The 24,896-nt window shown below is 68.8% G+C and carries 27 protein-coding genes; 19 read left to right on the top strand and 8 right to left on the bottom strand.

What is annotated here, in order from left to right; genetic code table 11:
* Window positions 1-117: 117 nt before the first annotated feature.
* The 5 genes from modA to LRF89_RS11675 all read left to right on the top strand — a co-directional run bounded on the left by modA (window position 118) and on the right by LRF89_RS11675 (window position 5,830).
* Entirely contained in the window at window positions 118-870 is a 753-nt protein-coding gene (gene modA / locus LRF89_RS11695) for a molybdate ABC transporter substrate-binding protein (RefSeq protein ID WP_201167850.1), read from the top strand.
* A gap of 35 nt (window positions 871-905) precedes the next feature.
* Window positions 906-1,595 carry a molybdate ABC transporter permease subunit gene (gene modB, locus LRF89_RS11690; protein ID WP_201167853.1) on the top strand — a complete coding sequence of 230 codons (690 nt, stop codon included), beginning with the start codon at window positions 906-908 and terminating at the stop codon, window positions 1,593-1,595.
* Window positions 1,595-2,662, top strand: coding sequence for a molybdenum ABC transporter ATP-binding protein (gene modC / locus LRF89_RS11685; RefSeq protein ID WP_201167856.1), 1,068 nt, complete (start codon window positions 1,595-1,597; stop codon window positions 2,660-2,662). The genes modB and modC overlap by 1 nt, the downstream gene beginning before the upstream one ends.
* A gap of 74 nt (window positions 2,663-2,736) precedes the next feature.
* Window positions 2,737-4,944: a sulfite reductase flavoprotein subunit alpha gene (locus tag LRF89_RS11680; protein ID WP_238637173.1), complete on the top strand. Its 2,208-nt coding sequence runs from the start codon at window positions 2,737-2,739 to the stop codon at window positions 4,942-4,944.
* Between the two features lie 4 nt (window positions 4,945-4,948).
* Window positions 4,949-5,830 (top strand): class I SAM-dependent methyltransferase, encoded by an 882-nt coding sequence (locus tag LRF89_RS11675; RefSeq protein ID WP_201167862.1) that lies wholly within the window; start codon window positions 4,949-4,951, stop codon window positions 5,828-5,830.
* A gap of 10 nt (window positions 5,831-5,840) precedes the next feature.
* Here the strand turns inward: LRF89_RS11675 and LRF89_RS11670 are convergent, their stop codons facing one another.
* The gene (locus LRF89_RS11670; RefSeq protein ID WP_201167865.1) at window positions 5,841-6,917 is read right to left on the bottom strand and encodes a metal-dependent hydrolase; all 1,077 of its coding nucleotides are present in this window, start codon (window positions 6,915-6,917) and stop codon (window positions 5,841-5,843) included.
* A 93-nt stretch (window positions 6,918-7,010) separates the two neighbouring features.
* Here LRF89_RS11670 and LRF89_RS11665 point away from each other — a divergent pair, with 93 nt between their 5' ends.
* From LRF89_RS11665 to LRF89_RS11650, 4 genes are all read left to right on the top strand, one after another.
* The gene (locus tag LRF89_RS11665) at window positions 7,011-8,246 is read left to right on the top strand and encodes a DUF418 domain-containing protein (protein ID WP_238637172.1); all 1,236 of its coding nucleotides are present in this window, start codon (window positions 7,011-7,013) and stop codon (window positions 8,244-8,246) included.
* Window positions 8,247-8,279: 33 nt separating this feature from the next.
* Window positions 8,280-8,477, top strand: coding sequence for a hypothetical protein (locus tag LRF89_RS11660; protein WP_201167869.1), 198 nt, complete (start codon window positions 8,280-8,282; stop codon window positions 8,475-8,477).
* 82 nt (window positions 8,478-8,559) lie between these two features.
* Entirely contained in the window at window positions 8,560-9,636 is a 1,077-nt protein-coding gene (locus LRF89_RS11655) for a patatin-like phospholipase family protein (protein ID WP_238637171.1), read from the top strand.
* Complete coding sequence (locus LRF89_RS11650; RefSeq protein WP_201243042.1) at window positions 9,636-11,087, top strand: GntP family permease; 1,452 nt, start codon at window positions 9,636-9,638, stop codon at window positions 11,085-11,087. Before LRF89_RS11655 ends, LRF89_RS11650 begins: the two co-directional genes overlap by 1 nt.
* Before the next feature lie 42 nt (window positions 11,088-11,129).
* Here LRF89_RS11650 and LRF89_RS11645 read toward each other — a convergent pair whose 3' ends face one another.
* The 4 genes from LRF89_RS11645 to LRF89_RS11630 form a co-directional block, all read right to left on the bottom strand.
* Window positions 11,130-11,966 (bottom strand): hypothetical protein, encoded by an 837-nt coding sequence (locus tag LRF89_RS11645; RefSeq protein ID WP_201243041.1) that lies wholly within the window; start codon window positions 11,964-11,966, stop codon window positions 11,130-11,132.
* 128 nt (window positions 11,967-12,094) lie between these two features.
* Entirely contained in the window at window positions 12,095-12,259 is a 165-nt protein-coding gene (locus LRF89_RS11640) for a hypothetical protein (RefSeq protein WP_201243040.1), read from the bottom strand.
* Between the two features lie 131 nt (window positions 12,260-12,390).
* Entirely contained in the window at window positions 12,391-13,065 is a 675-nt protein-coding gene (locus tag LRF89_RS11635) for a TIGR04282 family arsenosugar biosynthesis glycosyltransferase (RefSeq protein ID WP_238637170.1), read from the bottom strand.
* A complete protein-coding gene (locus LRF89_RS11630) occupies window positions 13,062-13,799 on the bottom strand; it encodes a hypothetical protein (RefSeq protein WP_238637169.1) in 738 nt (245 codons plus the stop codon). Before LRF89_RS11630 ends, LRF89_RS11635 begins: the two co-directional genes overlap by 4 nt.
* Before the next feature lie 93 nt (window positions 13,800-13,892).
* Here LRF89_RS11630 and LRF89_RS11625 point away from each other — a divergent pair, with 93 nt between their 5' ends.
* The gene (locus LRF89_RS11625; RefSeq protein ID WP_238637168.1) at window positions 13,893-14,609 is read left to right on the top strand and encodes a TVP38/TMEM64 family protein; all 717 of its coding nucleotides are present in this window, start codon (window positions 13,893-13,895) and stop codon (window positions 14,607-14,609) included.
* A gap of 174 nt (window positions 14,610-14,783) precedes the next feature.
* On the opposite strand, the gene LRF89_RS11620 is transcribed toward LRF89_RS11625, so the two are convergent.
* On the bottom strand, window positions 14,784-15,779 hold the full coding sequence (locus LRF89_RS11620; RefSeq protein WP_238637167.1) for a radical SAM protein: 996 nt from the start codon (window positions 15,777-15,779) through the stop codon (window positions 14,784-14,786).
* A 60-nt stretch (window positions 15,780-15,839) separates the two neighbouring features.
* Window positions 15,840-16,607 (bottom strand): alpha/beta hydrolase family protein, encoded by a 768-nt coding sequence (locus LRF89_RS11615; protein ID WP_201167885.1) that lies wholly within the window; start codon window positions 16,605-16,607, stop codon window positions 15,840-15,842.
* A gap of 219 nt (window positions 16,608-16,826) precedes the next feature.
* Between LRF89_RS11615 and LRF89_RS11610 the strand changes: the two genes are divergently transcribed.
* The 3 genes from LRF89_RS11610 to LRF89_RS11600 are packed head-to-tail and all read left to right on the top strand — an operon-like array spanning window position 16,827 to window position 19,199.
* Window positions 16,827-18,215, top strand: coding sequence for a dihydrolipoyl dehydrogenase (locus tag LRF89_RS11610; RefSeq protein WP_238637166.1), 1,389 nt, complete (start codon window positions 16,827-16,829; stop codon window positions 18,213-18,215).
* Between the two features lie 51 nt (window positions 18,216-18,266).
* A complete protein-coding gene (locus LRF89_RS11605) occupies window positions 18,267-18,923 on the top strand; it encodes an ArsR/SmtB family transcription factor (protein ID WP_201167889.1) in 657 nt (218 codons plus the stop codon).
* A 36-nt stretch (window positions 18,924-18,959) separates the two neighbouring features.
* Complete coding sequence (locus LRF89_RS11600) at window positions 18,960-19,199, top strand: zinc ribbon domain-containing protein (protein ID WP_201167892.1); 240 nt, start codon at window positions 18,960-18,962, stop codon at window positions 19,197-19,199.
* Between the two features lie 86 nt (window positions 19,200-19,285).
* On the opposite strand, the gene LRF89_RS11595 is transcribed toward LRF89_RS11600, so the two are convergent.
* Window positions 19,286-19,669 carry a DUF6746 family protein gene (locus LRF89_RS11595; protein WP_201167895.1) on the bottom strand — a complete coding sequence of 128 codons (384 nt, stop codon included), beginning with the start codon at window positions 19,667-19,669 and terminating at the stop codon, window positions 19,286-19,288.
* Window positions 19,670-19,977: 308 nt separating this feature from the next.
* On the opposite strand from LRF89_RS11595, the gene LRF89_RS11590 reads away from it, so the two are divergent.
* The 6 genes from LRF89_RS11590 to LRF89_RS11565 all read left to right on the top strand — a co-directional run.
* Window positions 19,978-20,394: a DUF6858 family protein gene (locus tag LRF89_RS11590; protein WP_201167897.1), complete on the top strand. Its 417-nt coding sequence runs from the start codon at window positions 19,978-19,980 to the stop codon at window positions 20,392-20,394.
* A 70-nt stretch (window positions 20,395-20,464) separates the two neighbouring features.
* Complete coding sequence (locus LRF89_RS11585) at window positions 20,465-21,532, top strand: arsenic resistance protein (protein WP_238637165.1); 1,068 nt, start codon at window positions 20,465-20,467, stop codon at window positions 21,530-21,532.
* A gap of 149 nt (window positions 21,533-21,681) precedes the next feature.
* Window positions 21,682-22,644: a hypothetical protein gene (locus LRF89_RS11580; RefSeq protein WP_238637164.1), complete on the top strand. Its 963-nt coding sequence runs from the start codon at window positions 21,682-21,684 to the stop codon at window positions 22,642-22,644.
* 69 nt (window positions 22,645-22,713) lie between these two features.
* Window positions 22,714-23,475: an ABC transporter permease gene (locus LRF89_RS11575; RefSeq protein ID WP_238637163.1), complete on the top strand. Its 762-nt coding sequence runs from the start codon at window positions 22,714-22,716 to the stop codon at window positions 23,473-23,475.
* Entirely contained in the window at window positions 23,468-24,277 is an 810-nt protein-coding gene (locus LRF89_RS11570; RefSeq protein WP_238637162.1) for an ABC transporter ATP-binding protein, read from the top strand. The genes LRF89_RS11575 and LRF89_RS11570 overlap by 8 nt, the downstream gene beginning before the upstream one ends.
* Before the next feature lie 109 nt (window positions 24,278-24,386).
* On the top strand, window positions 24,387-24,896 hold a 510-nt coding region (locus tag LRF89_RS11565), incomplete at its 3' end, for a PAS domain-containing protein (protein WP_238637161.1).

Genomic DNA, 24,896 nt, shown 5'->3' with positions numbered 1-24,896 from the left:
CCCCGCCCCCCCGGGGGATATGGCCCGTTCCTTGCTAGACCTCCCGTGAAAACCCCGACCAGCGAGGTGTGCATGCCACTCCCGTCGCCCCGGAACCGCGCGCCCCGCAGCCGCGGCATGGCGGCCCTGGCACTGACCAGTCTCGCCAGCGCCCTGCTCTTCGCCTGCGCGGCCATCGCCGACACCACCCGCATCGCCGCTGCATCGAGTCTGCGTCACGCCATGGAAGACCTCGTGGCGAGCTTTCAGGAGCAACACCCGGAACATCAATTGGCCGTCTCCTACGGATCCTCCGGGTCGCTGCGTGCCCAAATCGCCCATGGGGCCCCTTTTGCCGCGTTCTTCGCGGCCGACATGGAGCGCCCGGAAGCACTCGTCGATTCCGGCCACGCCGCATCCGGGGTGCGCCACTACGCCAGTGGCCAACTGGTCCTCTGGACCCGCTCCAGGGCCGAACCCCCGGAGCTGGAAGAGCTAACGGAATCGGCATTCCGGCGCATCGCCATCGCCCACCCTGAACACGCCCCCTACGGCGCGCGCGCGCTGGAGGCACTGCAGGCCGAGGGCATTCACGAGGCGGTGGCGGATCGACTGGTGACCGGCAACAGCGTCGCCCGCGCCTTGCAACAGGCCCAGAGCGGTGCCGCGCAGGCTGCCCTGATCCCGCTCTCGCTGGCGACACACCCGAGCGTCGACGAGCAGGGGGTATACACACCGATCGATCCGGATCTGCACGCACCGCTCAGGCACGGATACATCATCACCCGGCACGGGTCCGGGGACGAGGCGATGGCGCGCTTCGCGGCTTTCATGGACAGCGACGGCGCCCGCACCATCCTCGAAGAGCACGGTTTCCGGCCGCCGGAATAACCCACCGCGCGGCGCTTAGGGACGGATCGACAAGCATGCTCTGGATCAGCAACGCCGACTGGGTCGCCCTGCAGTTGACCCTGAAACTGGCCTCCATCAGCACCGGCCTGCTCCTCCTGCTCTGTCTGCCCCTGGCCTGGTGGCTGGCGCGCAGCGACTCCCGCGCCCGCGTCGTCGTCGAGGCGCTGGTGGCGATGCCCCTGGTCCTGCCTCCGACGGTCATCGGCTTCTACCTGCTGATCTTCCTTGGTCCGGAAGGCTGGCTCGGCGGGTTGCTGGAGCAGCTTGGCATCGGCCACCTGGCCTTCACCTTCACCGGCATGGTGATCGGCTCGATGATCTACTCCCTGCCCTTCGCGGTACAGCCCATGCAAAACGCCTTCCAGGCCATGGGTGAGCGCCCCCTGGAGGTGGCCGCCACGTTGCGGGCCTCGCCACTGGATCGTTTCTTCACGGTGGTCATTCCCCTGGCCCGCAACGGTTTCCTGACCGCCGCGGTGCTCGCCTTCGCGCACACCCTAGGCGAGTTCGGCGTTCTGCTGATGATCGGCGGAAGCATTGCCGGGGAGACGGAGGTGGCCTCGATCGCCATCTACAACCACGTCGAGGCCATGGACTACGCCGCGGCCCACGGCCTGTCGCTGTTCCTGCTTTTGATGGCCTTTTCGCTGCTTCTCGCGGTCTACTTCCTTAACCGCCGCTTCAAGGTCGTGGGGGTCGCCTGATGGGCATCCAAGCCTCATTCCGGGTCGACCGCAGCGATTTCCGCCTCGAGGCCGATCTGGTTCTCCCCGGAACCGGCGTGACCACCCTGTTCGGCCGCTCGGGGTCAGGCAAGACCACCCTGCTACGCTGCCTGGCCGGGCTGGAGCGGGTACGGCGTGGCCGCCTGGTCGTCAACGGCAGCATCTGGCAAGACGAACATAGTTTCCTGCCGGTTCACCGCAGACCGCTCGGCTACGTGTTTCAGGAACCGAGCCTCTTCCCCCACCTGAACGTGCGCGGCAACCTGCTCTACGGGCGACGGCGGACACCCGCCGGCGGCCGCCGGGACGACCTCGACGAGATCACCGAGCTGCTCGGCCTCGCCGGGTTGCTCGAACGCCCCCCGGGTTCGCTATCCGGCGGTCAGCGCCAACGGGTCGCCATCGGACGCGCACTGCTGGCCGCCCCCAGGCTCCTGCTCATGGACGAACCCCTGGCCTCGCTGGACACCGCCACCAGGGCCGAGATCCTGCCCTACTTCGAGCGCCTGCACCGCCACCTGCGCATCCCGATTGTCTACGTCACTCATGCCCTCGACGAGGCCGCTCGCCTGGCCGACCACATGGTTTTACTCGAATCCGGCGAGGTCCGTGCCGAAGGCCCGCTCCAGACGCTGCTGACGCAGACCGATCTGCCGCTGGCCCAGAGCGAGCACGCATCGGCGGTCCTGGAGCTGCCCGTCGCCCGGCACCACCCCGCCGATCACCTGACCGAGCTTGACGCCGGTGATGCACCGCTGTACCTGCCGCGGCTGGACGCCGCCATTGGCGAGCCGGTCCGTGTGCGTGTCCACGCCAGGGACGTCAGCATTGCCCGCACGCCACCGACCGGGGTGAGTCTGCTCAACCGTCTCCCGGCGCGCATCACGGCGATCGCCGATGACCCCACCCCGAGCCACGCTCTGGTGCGCCTGGAGGTGGCGGGCCAGCCGCTGCTCGCCCGCATCACCCGGCGTTCCTCCGCCGAGCTGGGGCTGGCTCCGGGGGTGCCCATACACGCCATGGTCAAAGGGGTGGCCCTGCGCTGAACTTGCACCGCACCGGTCGACCACCATACTTGGCGCAGGATCTCAGCCCCACGCCACCCGCAGGAAGCCCGACCATGCCCGCCAGCCTTCGACGGCTGCTGCTTTGCTTGCACCGCTGGATCACCCTCGCCCTTGCGCCCCTGTTCCTGGTGATCATCGTCAGCGGCGGTCTGCTGGCGCTTGAACCCGTCGTCCGGGATCTGGCCTCGGGGCCCGAGGCGGAGGATCCGATCCCGGTGTCCGAGCTACAGGCGTTCCTTGCCGAGGTGGATCCGCAGCAGCGCATCCGCACCCTGAGGCTCGAGCGCGGCGGGACCGCCGTGCTCGAATTCAGTCGCGCGGGTGAGCGCTGGCATGAGGCCTTCGACCTCGAGCAGCGCAGTTCCCTCGGCGAGCGCGACTACGCCACCACCTTCTTCCAGACCGTGCGCCACCTGCACAAGGATCTTCTGCTCGATCTGGACTGGGTGGTCGAGCTGGCCAGCTACGCGCTGTTGGTGGTGCTGATCGTCGGACCGTGGCTGGCCTGGCCGCGACTGCGCCACACCCTGACCCAGTGGCACACGGGGGTTGGTTGGCTGACTCTGCCACTGCTGCTGCTCGTATCCGTCACCGCAGGCATGATGGCCCTGGAACTGGGTACGCCGCGACTGCCACCGATCGACCGGGACGCCGGCCGCCTGGCGATTGGTCCAGTCCTACAACAGCTCGAGGCCGCGGAGATCTCCCATATCCAGGCCATGGAACGCTTCGAGCGGGCGGCCTGGGCGGTGACCACCGACGGTGATGGCGGGCCGCAGCAGCTGATCGTCACTGCCGAGGGGATCACCCCGGCCGGCGCCTACCCGGGGTGGATCGCCGAGCTGCACCAGGGCACCTGGGCGGGCGCTTGGTCGGGACTGATCAATCTCCTGACGGCGCTGGTGCTGCTATTCCTGTTTGTCACGGGCATCTGGCTCTGGACTCGACGCCGGCTGGGCGGGCGCCGCCGGGGGGATGCGGGAGCCGACCTGCTCATCGCCCACGCCAGTCAGACCGGCACGGCAGCTCACCTGGCCCGGGAGACAGCGCGCGCACTGCGCCTCGGCGGCGCCCGGATCGAAGAGGCTTCGCTGTCGGCCTTGGACCCCAAGGCGCTTGAGGCCTATCGATACACGCTACTCATCGCCTCGACCTGCGGTGACGGTGACATGCCAGACCCAGGGCGGGCCTTCGTCGCCGCCCTGGACCGTGCGCAGCTGCCCCGCACGCGGTTCGCCCTGCTTGCCCTGGGGGACTCCAGCTACCGACACTTCTGCGCCGCCGGAGAAACCCTGCGTGCGGGACTGCGCCGCGCCGGAGCCGAAGAGGTACTGCCCATGGCCCGCGCCGATGGCGCACCCGAGGCCACCTGGCGAATCTGGCTCGGCGAAGTGGCCGAATTGCTTGGCGTGGAGGCCGGCGCGACCGGGCCAATCCCAAGCGATCAACCCGTCCATCTGACCCTGCGCGAACGCCGGCAGCTCAACGATCCCGAGGATCCGATCACCCAGGAGGTATGGGGGCTGACCCTGGAGAGCGATACCCCGCTGGCTTACCGGCCCGGAGATCTCCTGCTCGTGCGTCCTGGCGAGGGCGAGCCGGCCCGCCCCTACTCCATCGGCAGCACCCCCCTCGACGCCCCGCACCGCCTTGAGCTTACCGTCGCCGTGACCAGCCGCACCGACGCCGACGGGCACGTCCGCCCGGGCAAGGCATCCAGCCTCCTGGCGAGGCGCCTGCAGCTCGGCGACACGATCACCGCCTCACTGCGCACCCACCGCCACCTGCAGCCGCCGGATGACCCGCAGCAACCGATGATCCTGATTGCCGCCGGCTGCGGCATTGCGCCGTTCGTCGGCTTCATCGCCGAGCGCGCCGCCCGGGCCGATCGCGGTCCGATCTGGCTGATCTTCGGCAATCGGCGTCGGCAGGGCGATTTCTTTCACGCCGAGCGCCTGCTTCAATGGCGCGAACAGGGGGTGCTGACACGGCTCGATCTGGCGTTCTCCCGTGATCCCAATGACGGCGGCTACGTTCAGGACCGGGTCAGCGAGGCGGGAGCGACAATCGTCGACTGGATGCTTAACCGGGATGCCCGTATTTACGCCTGCGGACGGCGCAGCACCATCGGTACCGCAGTGCCGCTAGCGCTGACCGAAGCGCTGCGCCGGTACGCGGATCCGGACCGCCGGGAACCGGCCGAGTCCTTGGTACGGCGCTGGCAGACCGAAGGCCGACTGCGTCTCGACGTGATCGACTGACCCCATGGAACAGCGCCCCTTCACCAGCCGAACCGCGGAGACCGCCGCCGCACTGCGCGTCTGGCACACCCGCCTCGACGATCCCCCGGCGATCTTCGACGATCGGGCGGTCCTCCCCCTACTCAGCAGCGGGATCCGTCGACTGGTCCAGCCACCCCCCCCGCTGCTGGCCATGCAGTGGCGGGCGCTGGAAAGCGCCCACCCGGAACTCGCCGCCCTGCGCGGCCAGACGGTCACGCGGGCGCGCTTCGCCGAGGACGCCCTGGACGCCGCCCTGGAGAAAGGTCACCGGCAGATCGTGCTACTCGGCGCCGGGCTGGACACCACCGCCCTCCGCCGCCCGGATATCCTCGCGCAGGCGCAACTGCTGGAAGTGGACCAGCCCGCCACGCAGTGGTGGAAGCGCTCGCTCCTGCCCGCCGAGGTGGCCAACCGGATGCGCTTCGCAGCGGTGGACTTTGCCCGCGATCGCCTGGCTGAGCGCCTCATGGATGCCGGAATCGATCCCGATACCCCCCTTTTCGCCAATTGGCTGGGCTGCACCTACTACCTGCCCCGGACGGCCATCGGCACCACGCTTCAGGGCCTGGCGGAGGTCGCCGCCCCGGGTAGCGAATTGATCGCCGACTACTGGCTGCCCTCGGAGAACGTGGCCTGGCGTCCGCGCATGCTCTTGCACGGCGTAGCGCTGGCACTGCACACGCAGCAGGAACCCCTGCGCGGCCTGCTGCCGGCGGAGACCATGCACCGGCTGGCCACAGACGCCGGCTGGCAGATCGCCGAAGAGCTGGATGCCCCGGCACTCCAGGCACGTTGGCTGGCCGGCCGGCGTGACTCGCTCTCGGTCCCGGCATTCGCCCGCTGCCTGCGCCTGGTGCGCAGCTGACCCCGGGGCGTTACCGCCGCTCGCGCAGCAACGGCTCGAGCTCCTCCACCGCCCGCTCCCAGTAGTCCACATCGGCCCGATACCAATCCCCCTCCGGCGTCCGGCAGCTGGCGTACTGGAACGGGGGCGGCACCTGGGCGATCCGAAAGCGCAGGTCGGCAAAAATGGCGCAGGCATCGCCCTCGTAATCGACCACCTTGCGCAGATACGGCAGCGCGGCGAAGCGTCGGAACTCGGCAAATTCCGGGCGCCACCAGGCCACCTCGGCGAATTCGCGCCAGCCACCGTCGCCGAAACGCGGCAGAGGCTCCCACTCCAGCGCATGCGGCGGCCGAAATGTCTGCCAGTGCCGAGCCAGCAGGCCGGCGTCCTCATCCACCGGTCGCTCCTGCGCCCGGAACCCGAGGTGAGCCGACCAGTAGGCGTCGTCGCCCTCGATGAACAACCGCCAGTTCAGCGGCGACAGCGGCTGTGCCATGGCGTGCACCCGGGCCCCGTGCATGCCCCGTTCCCGCGCCTCATCCCGGGCGTATTCGAGCGCGTGCACCTTGGCCACCGACTGAACCGCGATCACCCCACCGGCAGCGGCAAGCCCGACCGCCGCCCACAAACGCCCGCCGTAGCGCCAGGTCAGCAGCAGGCCGAGCAGCAGCGAGCCGGTGACCCAAGGATCCAGGATGAAAGTCACCGGGAAGGCAAAGGTCTCCCGCGAAAAGGGTGCCAGGAGCTGGGTCCCGTAGTTGGTGATCCAGTCGCCGAAGATATGGATGCCGATGCCCAGGGCGAAGATAACCGCACCATCGCGCCAGTCCCGCTGCTCGGGCCACAGACGCGCCGTCACCCAGCCCAGCACGATCGCCCAGAGGGGGAGCATCAGCAGCGAGTGGGTCTCGCCCCGGTGGAGGTTGTAGTAGACCAGCGAGTCGGCGATTACCAGCCCCAGGAACCAGTCCACATCCGGGAACAGACCCGCAACAGCGCCAAGCCAGGTGCGTTCGCGCAAGGAGAAACGCGGCGCAGCGCAGCATCGCGGCGCCACCAATCGGTTGAGCAGGGCGCCACTGGCCGCATGGGTGACGGGATCCATCCCGACAAGGTGCCAGCACGCCGATTTCAAACACAAATGGATGCTTTATCCTGTCGGTCCAATGCACCACCGGGGGGCATACCGCAAGGGCCTATGGGCACCGGACAACGCCTGGAAAGTCTCGACACCGTCCGTGGGGCGGCGGTGCTGGGCATCCTGGTCATCAACATCCAGCTCTTCGCCATGCCGGTGGCCGGGCTGCTGAGTCCGACCCTGCTTGGCGGCTTCGAGGGTTGGGATTACGCCGTCTGGGCTGTCGGCCACGTCTTCTTTGAAGGCAAGTTCATCGCCCTGTTCGCCGCCCTGTTCGGCGCCGGCACCGTTTTGCTCGCCGAGCGCCACCGCGCTGCCGGCATCAACCCGTGGATCGTCCACCGCCGGCGCATGCTCGCCCTGGCTGCCATCGGGCTGGCCCATGGGATCCTTCTGTGGATGGGCGATATCCTGCTCATCTACGCCGTCATGGGCCTGCTCGCTTTCCTGTTCATCGATCGCACACCCCGCGCGCTCATGGCCTGGGGCGTCACCCTCTATACCCTGCCCATACTCCTGACCATGGCCGCCGGCTGGGGGCTGACCCTGCTGCCCACCGCCGGGTTCATCAAGCTGGCCTCTGCTTCGCCGTCGGTCCACGAGGAGATCACCGCGGCCATCGAGGCCTACCAGGGCGGGTGGCTGACCCAGATGGAGCAGCGCCTGCCCGAAGCCTTCACCCGCTATCTGATCGGCACCCCAGCGCGCCTTGGCTGGCTGACCCTCGGCTGCATGCTGATCGGCATGGCGGCCTACAGGAGCGGGTTCCTGACCGGCGCCTGGAGCCAGCAGGCCTATGCACGCATCGCACGATACGGCCTGGGGATCGGTGTGCCGCTGAGCATCCTCGGGATCGCCTACCGCGAGTGGCGCGACTGGGAGCTGCTCAGCGGCTTCTTCTTCAGCACCCAGCTTAGCCAGTTGGCCGTACCCCTGATCGCCGCCGGTTGGGCCGCGCTGATCATCCTGGCCTGCCAGCGTGGCTGGCTTGGCTTCCTGCACGGGCCGATCACCGCCGTTGGGCGAACGGCCCTGAGCAGTTACCTGCTGCAGTCCCTGCTGTGTACCCTGATCTTCTACGGCCACGGACTGGGGCTCTACGGCGAGGTCGACCGCCCGGCTCAACTGCTGGTGGTTCTCGGCCTTTGGGGGATCCTGCTGATCGCAGCCCCCCTATGGCTGCGGATGTTCCGCATGGGACCGGCCGAGTGGCTCCTCCGCCAGGCTACGCGGATACCCGGACCCGTACCAATGCTGCCGCCCGTCCGCCGGCCGCGGCGCCCCGGGGCCGGCTGAGAACACCCGCATCCCGCAAACCGGAGGTGGACCATGAAGGTAACCATCGAAGTGGACCTGACCCCGCAGGAGGCCCAGGAGTTGATGGCCGGCTCGGCGGAGTCGGCCCTGGCCTTCCAGCAGCAGTTCCTCGAGGCGGTCTCCCAGGAGGTGGCCCGCCAGCTGACCCGGCAGTGGGAGCATTGGCCCCGGCCACCATGGGCCCAGACGCCGGAGAGCGGCAGGGAATAGCACCGGGGCCCCGGCGTCCGGGCGGAAAGCGCGCGACACAGCGTCCATACTGAAGGCCGTGGACTTGATCAGGGAGGGTCCCATGGCCACGCAGACCCCGAAACGCATCGACCTGGCGCTTCAGGGCGGCGGCGCCCACGGCGCGCTGACCTGGGGCGTGCTTGAGCGCATCCTCGAAGATGAGCGCCTAGAGATCGACAGCATCAGCGGGACCAGCGCCGGAGCCATGAACGCCGCGGTCGTCGCCGACGGGCTGCAGCGCGGCGGCCGTGAACAGGCCCGAGCGGGGCTACACCGATTCTGGTCGTCGGTGAGCGAGGCTGCCCGTTTCTCACCGATCCAGCGCAGCCCCTGGGACCGTCTCCTCGGCAACTACAGCCTAGACTACTCCCCAGGCTACCTGTTCTTTGAAAACCTCACCCAGCTCCTCCACCCGGCCCAGCTCAATCCCTTCGGGATCAACCCGCTGCGCGACCTGATCGCCACTCAGGTCGATTTCGACCAGGTCAACGCCTGCCGCAAGGTCAAGGTGTACGTCACCGCCACCCACGTGCGCACCGGCCGGGCCCACATCTTCCGCCAGCCGCACCTGTCGGCGGATGCGGTGATGGCCTCGGCCTGCCTGCCCTTCATGTTTAACGCCGTCACCATCGACGGCGAGGCGTACTGGGATGGCGGCTACAGCGGCAACCCCGCCCTCTACCCGCTGGTCGATGACCCGAGCTGCCAGGACCTGATCGTTGTGCAGATCAACCCCATGGCCCGCCAGCAGCTGCCCACTACCGCCCGGGAGGTGCTCAACCGGATCAACGAGATCACCTTTAACTCGGCGCTGATCAAGGAGCTGCGCTCGATTCATCTGCTTCACCAGTTGATCGAGGCCGAGGATCTCCAGCTCGAGCGCTACCGCGCCATGCGCCTGCACCTGATCCACGCCGAGCACGAGATCGAAGCGCTGAGTGCCTCAAGCAAGCTCAATGCCGAGTGGCCCTTCCTCACGCGCCTGCGTGATCAGGGCTACGGCTGGGCGGATGCCTGGCTGGACCAACACTTCGATGACCTGGGCGTGCGCTCGACCTTCGACCTGGACGAGCTCTTCGCCGACGCCTTTCGGCCGGTACACCCCGAGGAGGAACCCCGCACCGAGGGCACCCGCTGATGATCGAAATCGCGGCCATCCTGATCGCGCTGGTGCTGCTGATCTATCTCGCCTACCGCGGCATCACGCTGCTGATCCTGGCCCCTGCCCTGGCGGCCCTGGTCACCCTCGCCTCGGTGGAGACACCGCTGCTGGCCAGCTACACCCAGGTCTTCATGGGGGCAGCGGCCGATTTCATCATGAAGTACTTCCCGCTGTTCCTGCTCGGGGCGATCTTCGGCAAGCTCATGGAGGATACCGGCAGCGCCGAGGTGCTGGCGCGCGCCATCATCCGCGGGCTGGGCGAGACCCGGGCGGTCCTTGCGGTGGTGCTCTCCTGCGCGATCATGACCTACGGCGGCGTCTCGTTGTTCGTGGTGGCCTTCGCCGTCTACCCCATCGCCGCCTCGCTGTTTCGCCAGGCGCAGATCCCCAAGCGGCTGATCCCCGGCACCATCGCCTTGGGCGCCTTCACCTTCACCATGACCGCCCTGCCCGGTACGCCGGCCATCCAGAACGCCATCCCCATGCCGTACTTCGGCACCTCACCCTTCGCTGCCCCGGGTCTGGGCATCCTCACGGGCATCGTCATGCTGGTCCTCGGGCAGCTGTGGCTGAGCCACCGAGTGCGCCAGGCCCGAGCCGCCGGCGAGGGATACGGACAACACGACGACGCTGCCCCGCAGCTCGACCCCACGCTGCGCGAGCGGGCGGCCGGCGAGGGCTTCGACCTGAACGAGGTCCCGCCCTCGGCCACCCCGGCCCGCCAGCCGCCGCTGGCGCTCGCCATCCTGCCCATCGTGCTGGTCATCGGCCTGAACCTGCTCTTCACCAGCCTGGTCATCCCGGCCATGGAGACCGGCTACCTGGCCGAGCCCCGCTTCGGGGCGACCACCATCGACGCCCTGCGCGGCGTCTGGTCGATCACCGGCGCACTGGTGATCGCCATCCTGGTGCTCATCCTCACCAACCTCAGCCGGCTACGGGCACTGACCGCCACCCTCGATAGTGGCGCCAACGCCTCGCTGCTGCCCATCTTCAATACCGCCAGCCTGGTGGGCTTCGGCACGGTCATCGCCTCACTGGCCGCCTTCGAGACGATCAGCGGCTGGGTGACCGCCATCGGCGGCGACAACCCGCTGATCTCACTGGCCGTCGCCGTCAACGTCCTCGCCGGCATGACCGGCTCCGCCTCCGGCGGAATGAGCATCGCGCTGGCCACACTCGGTGACAGCTATCTGGCCATGGGCCAGGCGGCGGGGATCTCACCGGAGCTGATGCACCGCGTCACCGCAGTGGCCACCGGAGGGCTCGACGCCCTGCCCCACAACGGCGCGGTGATTACGCTGCTCTCCATCTGCGGACTGACCCACCGCCAGGCCTACCTAGACATCGCCGTAGTGGCGATGCTGGTTCCCCTGATCGCGCTGGTCTTCCTCATCACGGTGGGTTCGATTTTTGGCACCTTTTAGACGCCCTGTACGGCACCCCGGCAACGCCGGGCCAAGAGGCGATCAGCGCCGCGCCACCCGTGGTCCCTGATCGCCGCCGCCAGAACCAAGCCGATGCTCGCCGTCGGCCTTTTCCGCCTTGCGCTCCTGCAGGCGCTGGTACCAGAGGGTATCGCGGTGGCTGTCCACCTCGAGCTGCTGTCGCAGCTGCTCGACCAGTTGGCTGGTGTCTTCGGACAGGGTCCCGTAGCGCTCCTGCCACTGCTCCAGGGCCTCCCGAAAACGGCCGTAAGCCTCCAGCGGGTCACTGGGGCGCTCGGCCGTATGCTCATCCACCCGCTCGGCCTGGGCGCGTGCGCTCGCAGTCAGCGCCCCGCCACTCTGCCGATCGGCGTAATCGACCAACAGCGCCGCCTCGCGCCGACGCAGGGGACGCCCCTGCTCGACCACCCGTTCGCGGTAGATGCGACACGGCCGGCTGTGGAGACACGCCTCGCGCACCCCGAGCAGATCCTGGGCACGATCGGCCAGCTCGTCACGCTCTGCCTCCAACCGACGCAGCTCCTGCCCCCGACCCAGGGTCCACGCGGCAAAGATCAGACCACCGGCCAGCACGCCCAGGGCCAACACGCCCCAGGCGAGCAGGGGCACACCGGGTGGCGCCAGCCAGGCAGCCAGGGTCACGCCCAGCAACAACAGGGGGACCGCAATCAATGCCCAGCGAGCCTGGCGCTCCAGGGCCTGGTGCTCCGGCTCGCGGTCCGAGGCCAGACGGCGGAAGGTATCCAGCAGCGAGCGGTCGCGCACGCCGGCCAGAAAGCGGTTCATATCATGGAGTTCGGGCGGGGTTGCCCGCTCGATGAGCCCGTCGTGGAAGAGCTGCGGCGATTTGCGAGACACCCGGACCTCCACAGAATGGCCCGCGTCAGGGTGCGTGGACGGGCAATGGCGGGTTAGGGACAGACAAGCTGTCACCCCCACGGCCGGGCGGCGCGCTGCCGCCCGGCCGTGGGCTTCACGCGGATCGCCTACCCCGCGGAACGCGGCTCGCCGGCCGCCTCGTCCCGCTGGGCCTCGGCCTGCTCCGCGGCACGCTGCTCCTCCACGGCGCCCTCGTCCTCACGAACCTCGTCGGTGCGCCGATTGACCTCACGGACGTGATTTCGCTGCGCGTTCACCATGCATCCGAACATCGATGACCTCCCTTTGCTGGCTGCACGTCACAGGGCCTAGATGAGCACAACTGAATCGGCATTTCAAACCCGGCCGGGTCTCCGGATTATGGGTCTTCCTGTGGTGCGTGGCAGCGAGCGTGGCGGCCGGCCTAGGGCTCCAGGCCTGATGCCGCCGCGGCCGCAAGCACCTCGGCGAGAGCGCTCTGCGCGGGGGTCGGGCTGTCCAGTCCACCCAACTCGCGTGCGACGCTGACAAGATCCGCGGCCTCGTCGAGATCGGTCAGGGGGCGCAGGGTCAGCCAGCTCCCCTGCTCCGCCATGACCTCCCGGAACACGGCCAGCGTGCGGGGGTGGCTGTAGGGTACCGCCCGCCATCGCTGCCCGGGTAGTGTCCGGTTGCTCCCGAACAGCCAGAACCCGCCGTCGCGGGCCGGGCCGATCACGATACGGGCGTCCTCCGCCTCGAGCCACGATGCAGCGCGGGCGAGATCCTCCGGCGAGACCTGCGGCGCATCGGCCCCGAGCAGGATACCGCGGCCGTGCTTGCGGACCAGGGTGTCGTGGACCCGGCCCATGCGCTCACCGAGCTCCCCCTCGCCCTGCGCCAGGAGGGGCAGGCCGGTCCAGAAGCCTCCGGCGACGGCCACAGGCTCGGCGAGGGCCCAGTAGACCGGGCCCAAGGCCGCGCTCTGGGCCGCCTCGGCAGCCGCCCCGGCACAACGAAGATAGAGCCGCTCGGCCTCCAGGCGGCCCAGGCCGGCGGCCAGGCGCGTCTTGACCGCCGAGCAGCCGGGCGTCTTGACGAAGAGGGCGATCGCCGTCATCGGGTGTAGGGTCGCTCGCGCCAGGAGCGCCAGGCGATCCGCGCGGCCGAGGCGGCATGGCCGGCCGTGGTGCGGAGCCAGCCGCGCTGGCGGTAGCGGCGCGCGCTGGTGTGGACGACACAGCCGATGGGCCGGCACGGCAGCCCGGCCCGGCGGGCCCGGATGACCAGGTCGAGATCCTCACCGCGCTCGATGTCCTCGCGGAACCCACCCAGGGCCCTGAAGCGCTCATGCGGCAGCAGGAGCCCCTGATCCCCGTAGGGGAGCCCGAGGCCCCGGGAGCGGAGGTTGGCGCCCACGGCATTGAGATGGACCGGCCAGGGCCCATCCTCCCGGAACCGGAGCCAGCCGTAGCCCAGCGCATCGCCCCCGCCGATCAAGGCGCGCACCCGCTCCAGGGCCCCAGCCGCGGGATGGCTGTCCACGTGCATGAACCAGAGCCAGGCGCCGCGCGCCGCCCGGGCGCCGCGATTGCTCTGCACCGCCCGGCCGGCGCCGGACTCGACCACCCGGCCCGGAGCCCCGGGCGGGACCCCCCCAAGGTCCGTCACCGACAGGATCACCTCGGCCTCGAGCGCGGCTTCCGTCAGCCACGCGAGCTCCGCGATACGCGGCTCATCCCCGGGGCCGACCGGAACGACGATGGAGCAGTCGGTCCCCCCCGGCCCGCCAAGACGCGCTTCGGGCCGGCCGCCCCCTTCCTGGTCATCCCCCGCAGCCGTCTCTCGATCCATACCGCGAGCCTAGCATCGATCCGGCTCGGCCGTACGACCGCCCGCAGCGCTGCAAGCTGGACCGTTCAGCCCCTCGCCCAAAGGCGATCTGCCATGGTGCGCAGAGTCGATCCGGGCGATACTCGATCCATGGCATCCGATCCGTGGCGTACCGGACTCGCGCTTCTGGGGCTACTGCTCGGCCTAGCCATCCTCGGGGGCTGGACTTGGCAGGTCGGTGCGGCCGTGGGCTGGCAGCCCTCCGGACTTGCCGAGCAGTTGGCGGCACAGCCGCTGCAGAGCGCCTTGCTCCTCATGGCCATGATGACCGCCGTGGTCGTGCTCCCGTTGCCAACCATCCCCATAACCGTGGCCTCCGGGCTGCTCTTCGGCCCCCTGCTGGGCGCGGCTATCGCCGTAGCCGGCGCGCTGGCAGGCGCGGCCGTCGCCTTCGGGCTGGCCCGGTGGCTGGGGGAGGGGCTGCGCGCGACCCGGCTGGGCCGACCCATCCCCTACCCGCTTTGCAGGGACTGCGGAGACCGCGCGATGTTCCTGGCCGTCCTGGTCTCGCGCCTCATCCCGGTTGTCTCCTTCGCCTTGCTGAGCTACGCGGCAGGCCTGACCGCTATGCGCCTGGGCCCTTTCCTGCTGGCCACGGGCGTGGGCATGCTGCCGATGACCCTGGTCTACACCAGCCTGGGCGCCATCGTGCGCGTCGATCCGGCCTGGTTCATCGCGGGCACCGTGGCGGCCTTGGGCATCCTGCTCCTCCTGCCTCGATGGGTCGAGCGGCGTAACCCCTGGAATATCAAGCGGTACCTGTCCCGATAGAGCCGGGCCGTGCCGCCATCCCCCGCGCGAGCAAGGCTGAGCACGGTTCACCCCGAGGTACGGCTCCCATCCATAGGGTCGATTGCCGCCAGCGACCGTATCCTGGCGGGGAGGGGCCGGGGCCGTAGGCGACCCCGGCGCTTCGACTGGCCGGCAGCCTGGGAGGCGTCTCCGTCAGCCACTGCAGCTGGCACCCCCGAGAACGCAGAACTGAGCACAATGGGGATGGTTGAGCGGCACCTCGGTGAAGCTCCCCACCAGGCTGGAGCCGAGCTCGAAGGCCGGCTCGTAAGGCAGTAGCGTGCACGGCACCACCACCGGCTGCGATGCCCCCTTGCGCTTGATCACCATGCGGGAGCTCGCGCACATCATCTCGTCGGGACTACGCCCGACCTTCTCCCAGCAGCCCTCCGAGATCTCCGGGACATCCCGGCTGGCATCCATCTCCGGGAACAGCACCAGGCGCTCGGGGTCGTGGGCATCGAGCGTGATCCCATGGGCGTCGAACAGGGCCTGGTAGCCCTCGCGCAGGGTCGCTTCCGCCTCCCCGGAGGTCTGCCGGCCGGCCACATCCACCCGGAAGCCGCTCTCCGAGAGCCACCGCAGGCCGCGGACCATGGGCTCCCACGATCTCGGCCCGCGCTCGGCCTCGTGCAGATCCTGCCGATAGTGATCGACGGATACGCGCACCGTCAGCTGCTGCCCGTAGCGCTCCCGGATTGTCTGCAGGCGCTCATGGACCTTCATCATCGGCCTCATGGCGTTGGTCAGCACCAGCGCCTCGTAGCCGCGACCGAGCGTATCCTCCAGGATGGGGATCATGTCCGGATTCATGAACGGCTCCCCGCCGGTGAAGGCGATGGTCCGGGTGCCGAGGCCCTCGCGCGCGATCTCGTCCAGGTATCCGGCCACCTCACTGGCGCTGAGGTAGACCAGGGCATCATTGCGCGGGGAGGACTCGATGTAGCAGTTGCGGCAGGCGAGGTTGCACAGGGTCCCGGTGCAGAACCAGAGCGTCTCCAGGCGCTGCAGGCGGACCGAGGCGCGGGGCTGGCCATCGGCCGTGAACGCCGGGTCGCGGAACTTGCGGGGATCGATCAGGTATCGATCCGCCCCTGAGCCCTCCTCACCCTTGGCTTGCTGCGGCGGCGCCTCCTCCTCATGGCTCATGGCGAGCTCCTCCTCATCGTGGTCACGAAGCCCTGAAACGGGTGCTCCGCTGGCCGGGCCTCATCCGGGCTCGGTGATGTAGCGCGCCGCCCAGGCGGCGATGACGGTGGCGGCGTACCGGGCGTCCGCGGCTCGGGTCAGAAGATGGTCGGCATCATCAAGGGAGATATAGCTCTTCGGGTGCTTCGCGGTCTCGAAAATCCGCCGCGCGTGATCGACGGGCACCACCTCGTCGAGGGGGGCGTGCATGACCAGCAGCGGTCGGCGCAGATCCGCGATCCGGCTCGCCTGATCGTGCCCGACGGTCTCCTCGATGAACGATCGCCCGACCCGGAACGGGCGCCCCCCGAGCGTCACCTCGGCCTCACCGGCGGCCTCGATCTGGGCGCGCTTCTCCCCGAGGTGCTCGAGCACATGATCGGCCTCGAACGGCGCGGCGATCGAGCACACGGCCCGGCATTCCGGGATGTCGCCGGCCGCGGCGATCGCCGCCGCGCCCCCGAGGCTGTGGCCGACCAGGATCCTCACCGGCCGCCCGGCATCGCGCATGAATTGCGCCGCCGCGAGCACGTCGGCCACATCGGAGCGGAAACCGGCATGGCCGAACACCCCCTCACTGCCACCGAGCCCAGTAAAGTCGAAGCGCAGGGTCGCGATCCCCTGCTCGGCCAGCGCGCCCGCCAGCCACGAGGCCGCCTTGATGTCCTTGCCGCAGGTGAAGCAGTGGGCGAACAGGGCATGGGCCCGCGGCGCCCCCTCCGGCTCGTCGAGCCTTGCCGAGAGCGTGTGCCCCTGAGCGCCGGGGAAGTCCAGTCGTTGCGTGCGCATCCCGTCCCTACCTGTACCGTCCGTATTAAAACACCACTATAACGCCCTTGGTGCCCCACGACTCGGGCCGGACCTGCCCAGCTGTCGTTCTACCCAAACGCCCTCGCCGTTACATCACACGGGCGCCGGGGCGGTGTTTGACACGAACTGCCCGCGCGCCTATTTTCTACAATTAAATGGATTTTTTTGTGCGCATCTTTAGAGCCGAGGAGGCCTGCGATGACCGATCTCGAGACCGACGTAGCCATCATCGGGGCGGGTAGCGCCGGACTGCGCGCCTACCGGGCCGCCGCCGCCCATACCGATCGTGTGCTCCTGATCGAGGGCGGAGAGTACGGGACCACCTGCGCCAGCGTCGGATGCATGCCCAGCAAGCTGCTCATCGCCGCCGCCGACGCCGCCCACACGGCGCACCATGCCGACGGCTTCGGCGTCCACGCCGGCTCAGTCGAGATCAACGGCGCCGAGGTGATGGAACGGGTCCGGAACCTGCGGGATCGGTTCGTCAGCGGGGTCGTCGGCAACACCGAGAAGATCCCGGCCGAGCGGCGGATCCATGGCTACGCCCGGTTCGAGGACGCGCAGACCCTGCGGCTCGACGACGGGCGGCGGATCCGGGCCGGGCGCACCGTGATCGCCACCGGCTCCCGTCCCAACGTGCTGCCGATGTTCAAGGACCTCGGCGACCGGGCCGTGGTCAACGACGATCTCTTCGAGTGGCGCGACCTGCCCGAATCCGTGGTGGTCTTCGGTCCCGGGGTGATCGGCATGGAACTCGGCCAAGCCCTCCACCGGCTGGGTGTCCGCGTTCGAATCTTCGGGATCGGCGGCTTCCTCGGACCGCTGACCGATCCGCGCGTCAAGGATGCCGCCGAGGAGATCTTCGGCGACGAGCTGGCCCTGGATACCGATGCACAGGTTGAGTCCCTGCACCGCGAGGGCGATGAGGTCGTGGTCCGTTTCCGCGACAAGAGCGGAACCGAAGTGGAAGAACGCTTTGCGTACCTGCTCGCCGCCACCGGCCGCCGCCCCAATGTGGACGGCCTCAGCCTCGAGGCCACAGGGCTGAGGCTAGATGACAACGGCGTGCCGCTCTTCGACCCCTACACCATGCAGTGCGGCGATCAGCCGATCTTCATTGCCGGCGACGCCAACAACGAGCACCCGGTCATGCCCGACGCCTTCGACGAGGGCGAGATCGCCGGCAGCAACGCGGGCCGCTACCCGAGCGTCGAGCGCGGGCGCCGCCATCCGCCGATGAGCATCGTCTTCACCGAGCCCCAGATGGCCCTGGTTGGGGCGCGCTACGCGGACCTGCCCGACACCGATCACGCCGTCGGTGAGCTCGACTACGCTGCCCAGCCCCGCGCCATCGTCATGGGCGAGAACCACGGGGTCATGCGCCTCTACGGCCGACCCTCCGACGGCGCCTTCGCGGGCGCCGAGGTGCTGGGTCCACGTGCCGAGCACCTGGGCCATCTCCTGGCCTGGGCCGTCGATAGCGGCATGACCGTCGAGCGCATGCTCGACCTGCCTTACTACCATCCGGTCCTGGAGACAAGCATCCGCAACGCCCTCCAAGACCTGCAGCGAAAGATGAAGGCCTGAGCCGCGCAGCGGCCCCCGCGTCCATGACCCGCAAAAGCTGGAGCGATCGCCATGGCTGAGCTCGTCAATCAACGCCGCCTGCTGGAGCAACTCGCCGGGATCGGCAAGGCCCTGGGGCATGCCTACCGCCTGGAGCTCCTGGAGCTGCTGGCCCAGCGCGAGCGCAACGTGGATGAGCTCGCCCGCCTGACCGGCATCCCGCTGGCCAGCGTCTCCCAGCACCTCCAGCAGCTGCGGCGCATGGGGCTGATCTCGGCGCGCAAGGAGGGAACACGTGTCTACTACACGCTCGCCGATGAGCAGGTCACGGCCCTACTCGGCATGCTGCGCGAGGTAGCGGAGCGCAACCTCACTGAGGTGCAGCGGATGACCGAGCAGTACTTCCACGACAGCGACGCCCTCGACGCCATCGACTCGACCGAGCTGCTCGAGCGCCTGCGCGCCGGCATGGTCACCCTCATCGACGTCCGGCCGCCGGAGGAGTTCGCAGCGGGGCATCTGCCGGGCGCGATCAACATCCCGGCCGAGGAGCTTGAGGCACGCCTCGATGAGCTGCCCGCCGAGCAGGAGATCGTCGCCTATTGCCGCGGCCCCTACTGCGCCCTGTCCGTCGAGGCCGTCCGGCGGCTGCGGGCGCAGGGCCGGCAGGCGTACCGCTTGGAGCAGGGCTTCCCGGAGTGGAAGGCCGAGGGGCTGCCGGTGCAATAGCAGGCCACCCCCACATGCGCATCAAGAGGAGGAGTTATGCCCACGTACGACTACCGCTGCCCGAGCAACGGGGTCACGCTGGAGGTGCGCCACGGCATGGACGAGTGCGTGCGCACCTGGGGAGAGCTTTGCCGCCTCGCCGGCCATGACCCCGGCGAGACGCCCGAGGACGCGCCCGTGGAGCGCCTGATCTCAGGGGCCGGCTACATCAGCAGCGCGAGCCGCTCCGAGCCGGAGCCGGCCGGCGGCTGCTGCGGCGGGGTGTGCGGGCTCTAGCCGCTCCCGCCGGAGCGAGCGCCGCTAGCCCCGATGATGCGCTGCGGCCGGCCCGGGCCGCACGCGCACCCCGGGGGATCGGTACGCTACTCGGACCGGAGCTCGCGCAGGAGCGCCTCCAGCTCCCCCGCGTGCTCCCGGATCGCGTCCTCGTCGAGGCGCTCGGAGCCGAGGTGGATCGCCTCGACGTGCTCCGCCATCCGGTCCACGTCGCCCTGGATCCGCTCGACGGCGTTCTCCAGCGTATAGCTCATCTCGTGGATCTCGTGGAACGCCTCATCCGCGAGCGCATCCGCCGCCAAAAGCTCCTCGAGCCGCTCCTGGCGCTCGGCGAGCAACGTCAGCGCCTCTGCGAGACCCTCCGGCTCCTCGCCTTCGTAGTGCTGGTGATCATGGCCATTCGCCAGCGCACCCCCGGCAGCCAGCGCCAGGGAGAGCGTGAGGGCCAGGCCGATCATCATCCTGCTCATGGGTGCAAACCTCCTCTATTCAACCCGCGATCCGGACCGCCACCCGCCTGCTGCTCGCCGGGCAAGCGCCCCGCCGTCTCTGCGACACCACCGAAACTGCCCTTGTCAGGCGCGCTTGGCAACAGCCGACGGCCAGCTCATGGCCTCGCCGGCCGGGTTGACAGCGCACGCCCTCTACCACACTCTATTGATTCGTTGAATATCATTCAATTGGCCGGCACATACAGGGCTGCAGGCGGACGCCCTGGGAGCGGGCGAGGCCCGGGCAGCCCCCGCAGGTGCCGGTCGCACCACGAGGAGGATCAGACATGAGCGATCTAGCAAGGACCTGGCTCCAGGACACCTATCCGGTGCGCAGCCTGGAGCTGCCCAAGGGCGGCCGGGGGCCGAGCAACGCCGACGATATCGTCGCCGGCCTGCGCAGCCGCATCGACCGTGATGAGCGCGCCGCCTACATCGCCACCTTCGACCACTACGCCCACACCCAGAGCCTGCCCGACGGCGAGATCGCCGACGAGATCGAGGATGCGAAGAACGTCATCTTCTGCGTCGGCCGGCGCCTGCCCATGGCCCTGGCCCCGGCGCTGCGCCCCCGCTCCATCGGGGTCGTGGAGCTGCCGGACCGCTTCGTGGTCAGCTTCATGGAGTCGCCGATGCCGCTGGCCAACGAGCTCATGACCCAGTGGCTCCACGAGCTGGCGGAGGAGGCGGAGCCGGCCTCCTGACCGGCCGCCCGCCGCCCGTCCTCCGCCTGCGCCGCCTTCCATTCGCCTGCTGCCAGGGAGGAGCACGACCATGTGGTCCATCCTCTACGCGATCCAGAAGCGCCTGACCTGGGCCATCCCGGCCATGCTGGTCCTGGGCTTCCTCTACGGCGCCCTCCTGCCCTCGGATCCGCTGCGGTGGCTCGTCCTGCCCCTGACCTTCCTGATGGTCTACCCGATGATGGTCACGCTGCGGGTCTCGCACCTCACCGGCTGGGAGGATCTGCGCGCCCAGCTGCTCACCCAGGGCGTCAACTTCGCCGTCATCCCGTTCATCGCCTTCGGCCTGGGCCTGCTCTTCTTCGCGGACCAGCCCTACATGGCGCTGGGACTGCTGCTCGCGGGCCTGGTCCCCACCAGCGGCATGACCATCTCCTGGACCGGCTTCGCCGGCGGCAACCTCGCCGCAGCGGTCAAGATGACGGTCATCGGGCTCCTGCTCGGGGCCCTCGCGACGCCCTTCTATGTGGAGGCCCTGCTCGGCGCGCAGATCCACGTCGATCTCTGGGCCATCGCCCAGCAGGTGCTGGTGATCGTGGTGCTGCCGCTCATCCTCGGCGTGCTCACCCAGCGTGCACTGGTGCGCCGCTACGGCCAGGAGGACTTCCGCAACCGCTGGGCCTTCCGCTTCCCGGCCCTGTCCACGCTCGGCGTCCTCGGCATCGTCTTCATCGCCATGGCGCTCAACGCCGAGACCATCCTCGCGGCGCCGGAGCGGCTGCTCTACATCCTGGCCCCGGTGGCCCTGCTCTACGCCATCAACTTCCCGCTGAGCACCCTGCTCGGCAAGGCCCTCCTGCCGCGGGGCGACGCCATCGCGCTGGTCTACGGATCCGTGATGCGCAACCTCTCCATCGCTTTGGCGATCGCCATGAACGCGTTCGGCGCCGAGGGGGCGAATGCCGCCCTGGTCATCGCGATCGCCTTCGTCATCCAGGTCCAGGCGGCCGCCTGGTATGTGCGCCTGACGCGCAAGGTCTTCGGCCCACCCGAGGATGAGATCCGGCAGGCCCGCCAGACGGATACGGCCGAGTCCGGTAACCAGGCCGGCGAGACCGAGGCCAAGGACGAGGCGGGGTCAAAGGGTACCTCGGGCTAACGCTCGGGGGGCACGCCCTTGCAGATCGCCCGATTGGCGCCCCGGAACGCATGCCGGGGCGCCAATCGGAGCGAGCGGACCCGAGCTTGACGTACGAATGCGAATCGTTATCATAAACCATTCAATCCAACATTATATAGATAACCCCCATGAAACGCCTCGCCCTCGCCCTCGCTGGACTGGTCGGGATCCCTCTGACTGCCGCCGACGCCTCCGGGCCGACGGAGATACGCGTCGCGCTGCCCCCCGATCCCAATGCGGTGCCGGTATTCATCCTCGAGCAGCGACAGGACGAGTTCCTCCCCGACGCCGAACTCGAGCTGGTACCGAACCCCGCGGGCGATCCATCGGCCATGCGCGCCATGGTGCAGGACGGCCGCACCGATTTCGCCTTCTTCAACCTTGTGGGGGGCGTGCGATTCGTGGAGGGTGGACTCGATCAACTCGAGCTAGTCGCCCCCTGGGTCTGGCAGGGCATCTATCTGCTCACCCCTGAGGACGGCGCCGGAGCGAAAGCGACAGATGGCAACCAGGTATTAGTCGCGCCCGGGCTTTCGACCCCACCCCATGTGGTCACAGAGCGAGCCCTTACCGAACACGGCATCACGCCGGATTTCGCCAGTAGCGGCGCCGGCATGGCATTACTGGCCCAGGCTCGGAACCCCCGGCGCGCCCCTGAGGGCGTCGCCGCGCCGGAGCCGCTGATCAGCCTGATCCTCCACCAGCAGGCGGCCGACGACTGGGAGCAGCAATGGGCCATTGAGCTGGACCCGGCCCAGGCCCTTGAGCAACAGCTCGACGTGCGGATCCCGCTGGGGGCCATCTGGGCCGTGCGGGACCAAGTCGACGACGAGCAGCGACAAGCCCTGATGCAGGGGATCGAGACCGTCACCGACTGGCTGGCCGCCCCCGAGAACCACGAGCAAGCCGCCCGCATCGCCGCCGAGCGATTCGACACCTTCTTCGAAATGCCGATCCCCGAGGCGGCGCTACTGCGCATGCTCCGTAGCGAGCGGGTGGTGTGGAATCCGGAGGGTGATGAGGACACGCGTCAGGCCGTGGATGACTACCTGCGCGAGGTCTTCGACACGCAGCCACCGGCCGGCCTCTGACCGATACCGCGCCCCCTGCCGCGCACCGCCCCCCGCCCGCCCCATTCGGACTTCTCGCACGGAGGACTGATGAACCAGCGCCGCCTCTGGACCAGCTGGCCACCCTGGGCTGGACTCCTCGGCGTTGCAGCGCTGTGGCTGGTCACCGCTGAGCAAGTGCCGGACTCCATCCTGCCGGATCCGCAAACCGTCGCCGTTGAACTCGGAGGCTTCCTTCAATCCACCGAGCACTGGGCGAGCACCGCGGTGACGCTGCGCAACGTCGTGCTCAGCTTCCTGTTCTCAGTGCTCGGCGGCGTGACCATCGGACTGTGGGCGGCACGATGGCCAACCCTGCAGCGGGCGCTGCACCCGGTCATCGTCCTGATCGAGGCAGCCCCGCATATCGCCTGGTTGGTCCTTGCGGTCCTCTGGCTCGGCATCGGCGCCGGCCCTCCGGTGCTGGTGGGCGTAAGCATGGCGCTGCCTCTGATCTACATGGCCACCAGCCACGGCATTGCGCAAATCGACCGGGGCATCATGGACATGGCCCATGTGTACCAGCTCGACTGGTACACCCGCCTGACCCGCATCCTGCTCCCCCACCTGGCGCTGACCCTGGCCGGCGCGGCCTCCGGGGCGCTATCGGTCAGCTGGCGCGCAGTGATCATGGCCGAGGCATTCGCAAGCGATGCGGGGCTGGGGCAATCGCTCTGGGGGAGCTACCTCTACGGCGCCGTGACGACGGTCTATGCCCACGTCCTGTGGATCGTCATCCTCGGACTGGCGCTGGAGTACCTGCTGATTCATCCCGGCCGGCAACTCATCGAACGAAGGCTCCAACATGCGTAACCAGACCGACCTAGGGCCCACGGATCCAGCCCTGGCAACCCGGCACGGCGGTCCCGTCGTCGCCCTGGAAGGCACAAGCCGCATCTTCTCCGGCGGCGGGGGCCTATCGGCAGTCGACCTCGCCGTGACCCCCGGCGAGGTCGTCGGGGTCACCGGCGCCAGTGGCTGCGGCAAATCCACCCTGCTGCGCCTGATCGCCGGACGCGAAACACCCGACACCGGCACCATCCGGCGCCATTACGGTCGACTGGGCATGGTCTTCCAGGAACCCCATCTCCTCCCTTGGCTAACCGCACAGGGCAATATCGAGCTGGTGCTGCCCCGGACGGAGAAGCCTCGCGCACTGGAGGCGCTGCGCGGCGTCGGTCTGGAAGCGGCGGCCCGCCAATACCCAGCGCAGCTCTCCGGCGGCATGCGCCAGCGGGTGGGGATTGCCCGTGCGCTGGCTGCTCATCCGGACTTGCTGCTGATGGACGAGCCTTTTGCCAGCTTGGACTACATCAACCGAGCCGAACTGCTCGAGCTGGTTCGCGAGCGGGTGGTGGACTCGGGCGTAGCTGCGGTCTTCGTCAGCCACGACGTACGGGAAATCGTCCAGCTTTGCCACCGCATCCTGGTGATCGGAGACACGCCGGGGCAGATCCGGGCCGAGCTCGAGCACCCTGCTCAAAAAAGAGGGGCACACCTGCGCCCCGGCGCGCTGGCCAACCTGGAAGAGCGCGTGCTTACGGCCATACGGGGGCATCCGACACCAGCCTGCCAGCAGGAGCCCGAAACTCCGGATAACCCCCAATCAGCCTGACAGGCCCTCGCTCAGCGGAAGGAGGATAATTTTTGTGGTCATTGAGTAGGATGGGGTACTGTAGCCTTGATCAATAAAGTTTGGCGGGGTCGAGATCCAGGTGAAACGGTTGGGCGAGCAAGGCGCGCCGGAAGAAAAGCCGTCCGATGCGGAGACCAAGCTCAGTCTACTGCGCGAAGGTCTTGGGGCGGGCTTCTGGCGGCAGGAGTTCGAGTCAGGCCGTGTGACGGCAGACGAGCAACTGCTTACGCTGTATGGGCACCCGGGGACAGATCCATCCACTGGTCCCGTTCCGTGGACGGAGGCGCTCTGGCGTGAGCATGTTCACCCGGAGGATTGGGCACGGGTGGAGGCGTCTTTTCGCGAGGCCTTTGACCGCCACACCGCCTGGGATCTGACCTACCGCATCCGGCGTGCGGATGGGGCGATCCGGTATCTGCGCTCAACGGGCCGTGTGGAATGCGATGCCGAGGGCACACCCACCCACTTGCTCGGCGTTGAGCATGATGTCACCGCCGAAAAAGACGCGGAACGGACTCAGGAGGAGCTCTCGCAGCGCTTGCACCTGGCGACCTCGGCCGCCAACGTCGGCATCTGGGACTACGACCTGACCAGTGGA

Source organism: Halorhodospira sp. 9621 (genome assembly GCF_022228055.1).
GTDB classification, from domain to species: Bacteria; Pseudomonadota; Gammaproteobacteria; order Nitrococcales; family Halorhodospiraceae; genus Halorhodospira; species Halorhodospira halophila_A.
Note: the sequence above shows the minus strand (reverse complement) of the source record. Positions and strands in the feature narration are given on the sequence as shown.

Bases quoted from the DNA above. Each gene is read 5' to 3' on its own strand.
- LRF89_RS11575 (WP_238637163.1), top strand. From the start codon at position 22,714: ATGAACCAGCGCCGCCTCTGGACCAGCTGGCCACCCTGGGCTGGACTC.
- LRF89_RS11625 (WP_238637168.1), top strand. From the start codon at position 13,893: ATGGTGCGCAGAGTCGATCCGGGCGATACTCGATCCATGGCATCCGAT.
- LRF89_RS11680 (WP_238637173.1), top strand. From the start codon at position 2,737: ATGCCCGCCAGCCTTCGACGGCTGCTGCTTTGCTTGCACCGCTGGATC.
- LRF89_RS11585 (WP_238637165.1), top strand. From the start codon at position 20,465: ATGTGGTCCATCCTCTACGCGATCCAGAAGCGCCTGACCTGGGCCATC.
- LRF89_RS11635 (WP_238637170.1), bottom strand. From the start codon at position 13,065: ATGACGGCGATCGCCCTCTTCGTCAAGACGCCCGGCTGCTCGGCGGTC.
- LRF89_RS11665 (WP_238637172.1), top strand. From the start codon at position 7,011: ATGGGCACCGGACAACGCCTGGAAAGTCTCGACACCGTCCGTGGGGCG.
- LRF89_RS11660 (WP_201167869.1), top strand. From the start codon at position 8,280: ATGAAGGTAACCATCGAAGTGGACCTGACCCCGCAGGAGGCCCAGGAG.
- LRF89_RS11570 (WP_238637162.1), top strand. From the start codon at position 23,468: ATGCGTAACCAGACCGACCTAGGGCCCACGGATCCAGCCCTGGCAACC.
- modA (WP_201167850.1), top strand. From the start codon at position 118: ATGGCGGCCCTGGCACTGACCAGTCTCGCCAGCGCCCTGCTCTTCGCC.
- LRF89_RS11605 (WP_201167889.1), top strand. From the start codon at position 18,267: ATGGCTGAGCTCGTCAATCAACGCCGCCTGCTGGAGCAACTCGCCGGG.
- LRF89_RS11675 (WP_201167862.1), top strand. From the start codon at position 4,949: ATGGAACAGCGCCCCTTCACCAGCCGAACCGCGGAGACCGCCGCCGCA.
- LRF89_RS11590 (WP_201167897.1), top strand. From the start codon at position 19,978: ATGAGCGATCTAGCAAGGACCTGGCTCCAGGACACCTATCCGGTGCGC.
- LRF89_RS11580 (WP_238637164.1), top strand. From the start codon at position 21,682: ATGAAACGCCTCGCCCTCGCCCTCGCTGGACTGGTCGGGATCCCTCTG.
- LRF89_RS11655 (WP_238637171.1), top strand. From the start codon at position 8,560: ATGGCCACGCAGACCCCGAAACGCATCGACCTGGCGCTTCAGGGCGGC.
- LRF89_RS11620 (WP_238637167.1), bottom strand. From the start codon at position 15,779: ATGAGCCATGAGGAGGAGGCGCCGCCGCAGCAAGCCAAGGGTGAGGAG.
- LRF89_RS11630 (WP_238637169.1), bottom strand. From the start codon at position 13,799: ATGGATCGAGAGACGGCTGCGGGGGATGACCAGGAAGGGGGCGGCCGG.
- LRF89_RS11640 (WP_201243040.1), bottom strand. From the start codon at position 12,259: ATGTTCGGATGCATGGTGAACGCGCAGCGAAATCACGTCCGTGAGGTC.
- LRF89_RS11595 (WP_201167895.1), bottom strand. From the start codon at position 19,669: ATGAGCAGGATGATGATCGGCCTGGCCCTCACGCTCTCCCTGGCGCTG.
- LRF89_RS11600 (WP_201167892.1), top strand. From the start codon at position 18,960: ATGCCCACGTACGACTACCGCTGCCCGAGCAACGGGGTCACGCTGGAG.
- LRF89_RS11610 (WP_238637166.1), top strand. From the start codon at position 16,827: ATGACCGATCTCGAGACCGACGTAGCCATCATCGGGGCGGGTAGCGCC.
- LRF89_RS11650 (WP_201243042.1), top strand. From the start codon at position 9,636: ATGATCGAAATCGCGGCCATCCTGATCGCGCTGGTGCTGCTGATCTAT.
- LRF89_RS11670 (WP_201167865.1), bottom strand. From the start codon at position 6,917: ATGGATCCCGTCACCCATGCGGCCAGTGGCGCCCTGCTCAACCGATTG.
- LRF89_RS11615 (WP_201167885.1), bottom strand. From the start codon at position 16,607: ATGCGCACGCAACGACTGGACTTCCCCGGCGCTCAGGGGCACACGCTC.
- modC (WP_201167856.1), top strand. From the start codon at position 1,595: ATGGGCATCCAAGCCTCATTCCGGGTCGACCGCAGCGATTTCCGCCTC.
- modB (WP_201167853.1), top strand. From the start codon at position 906: ATGCTCTGGATCAGCAACGCCGACTGGGTCGCCCTGCAGTTGACCCTG.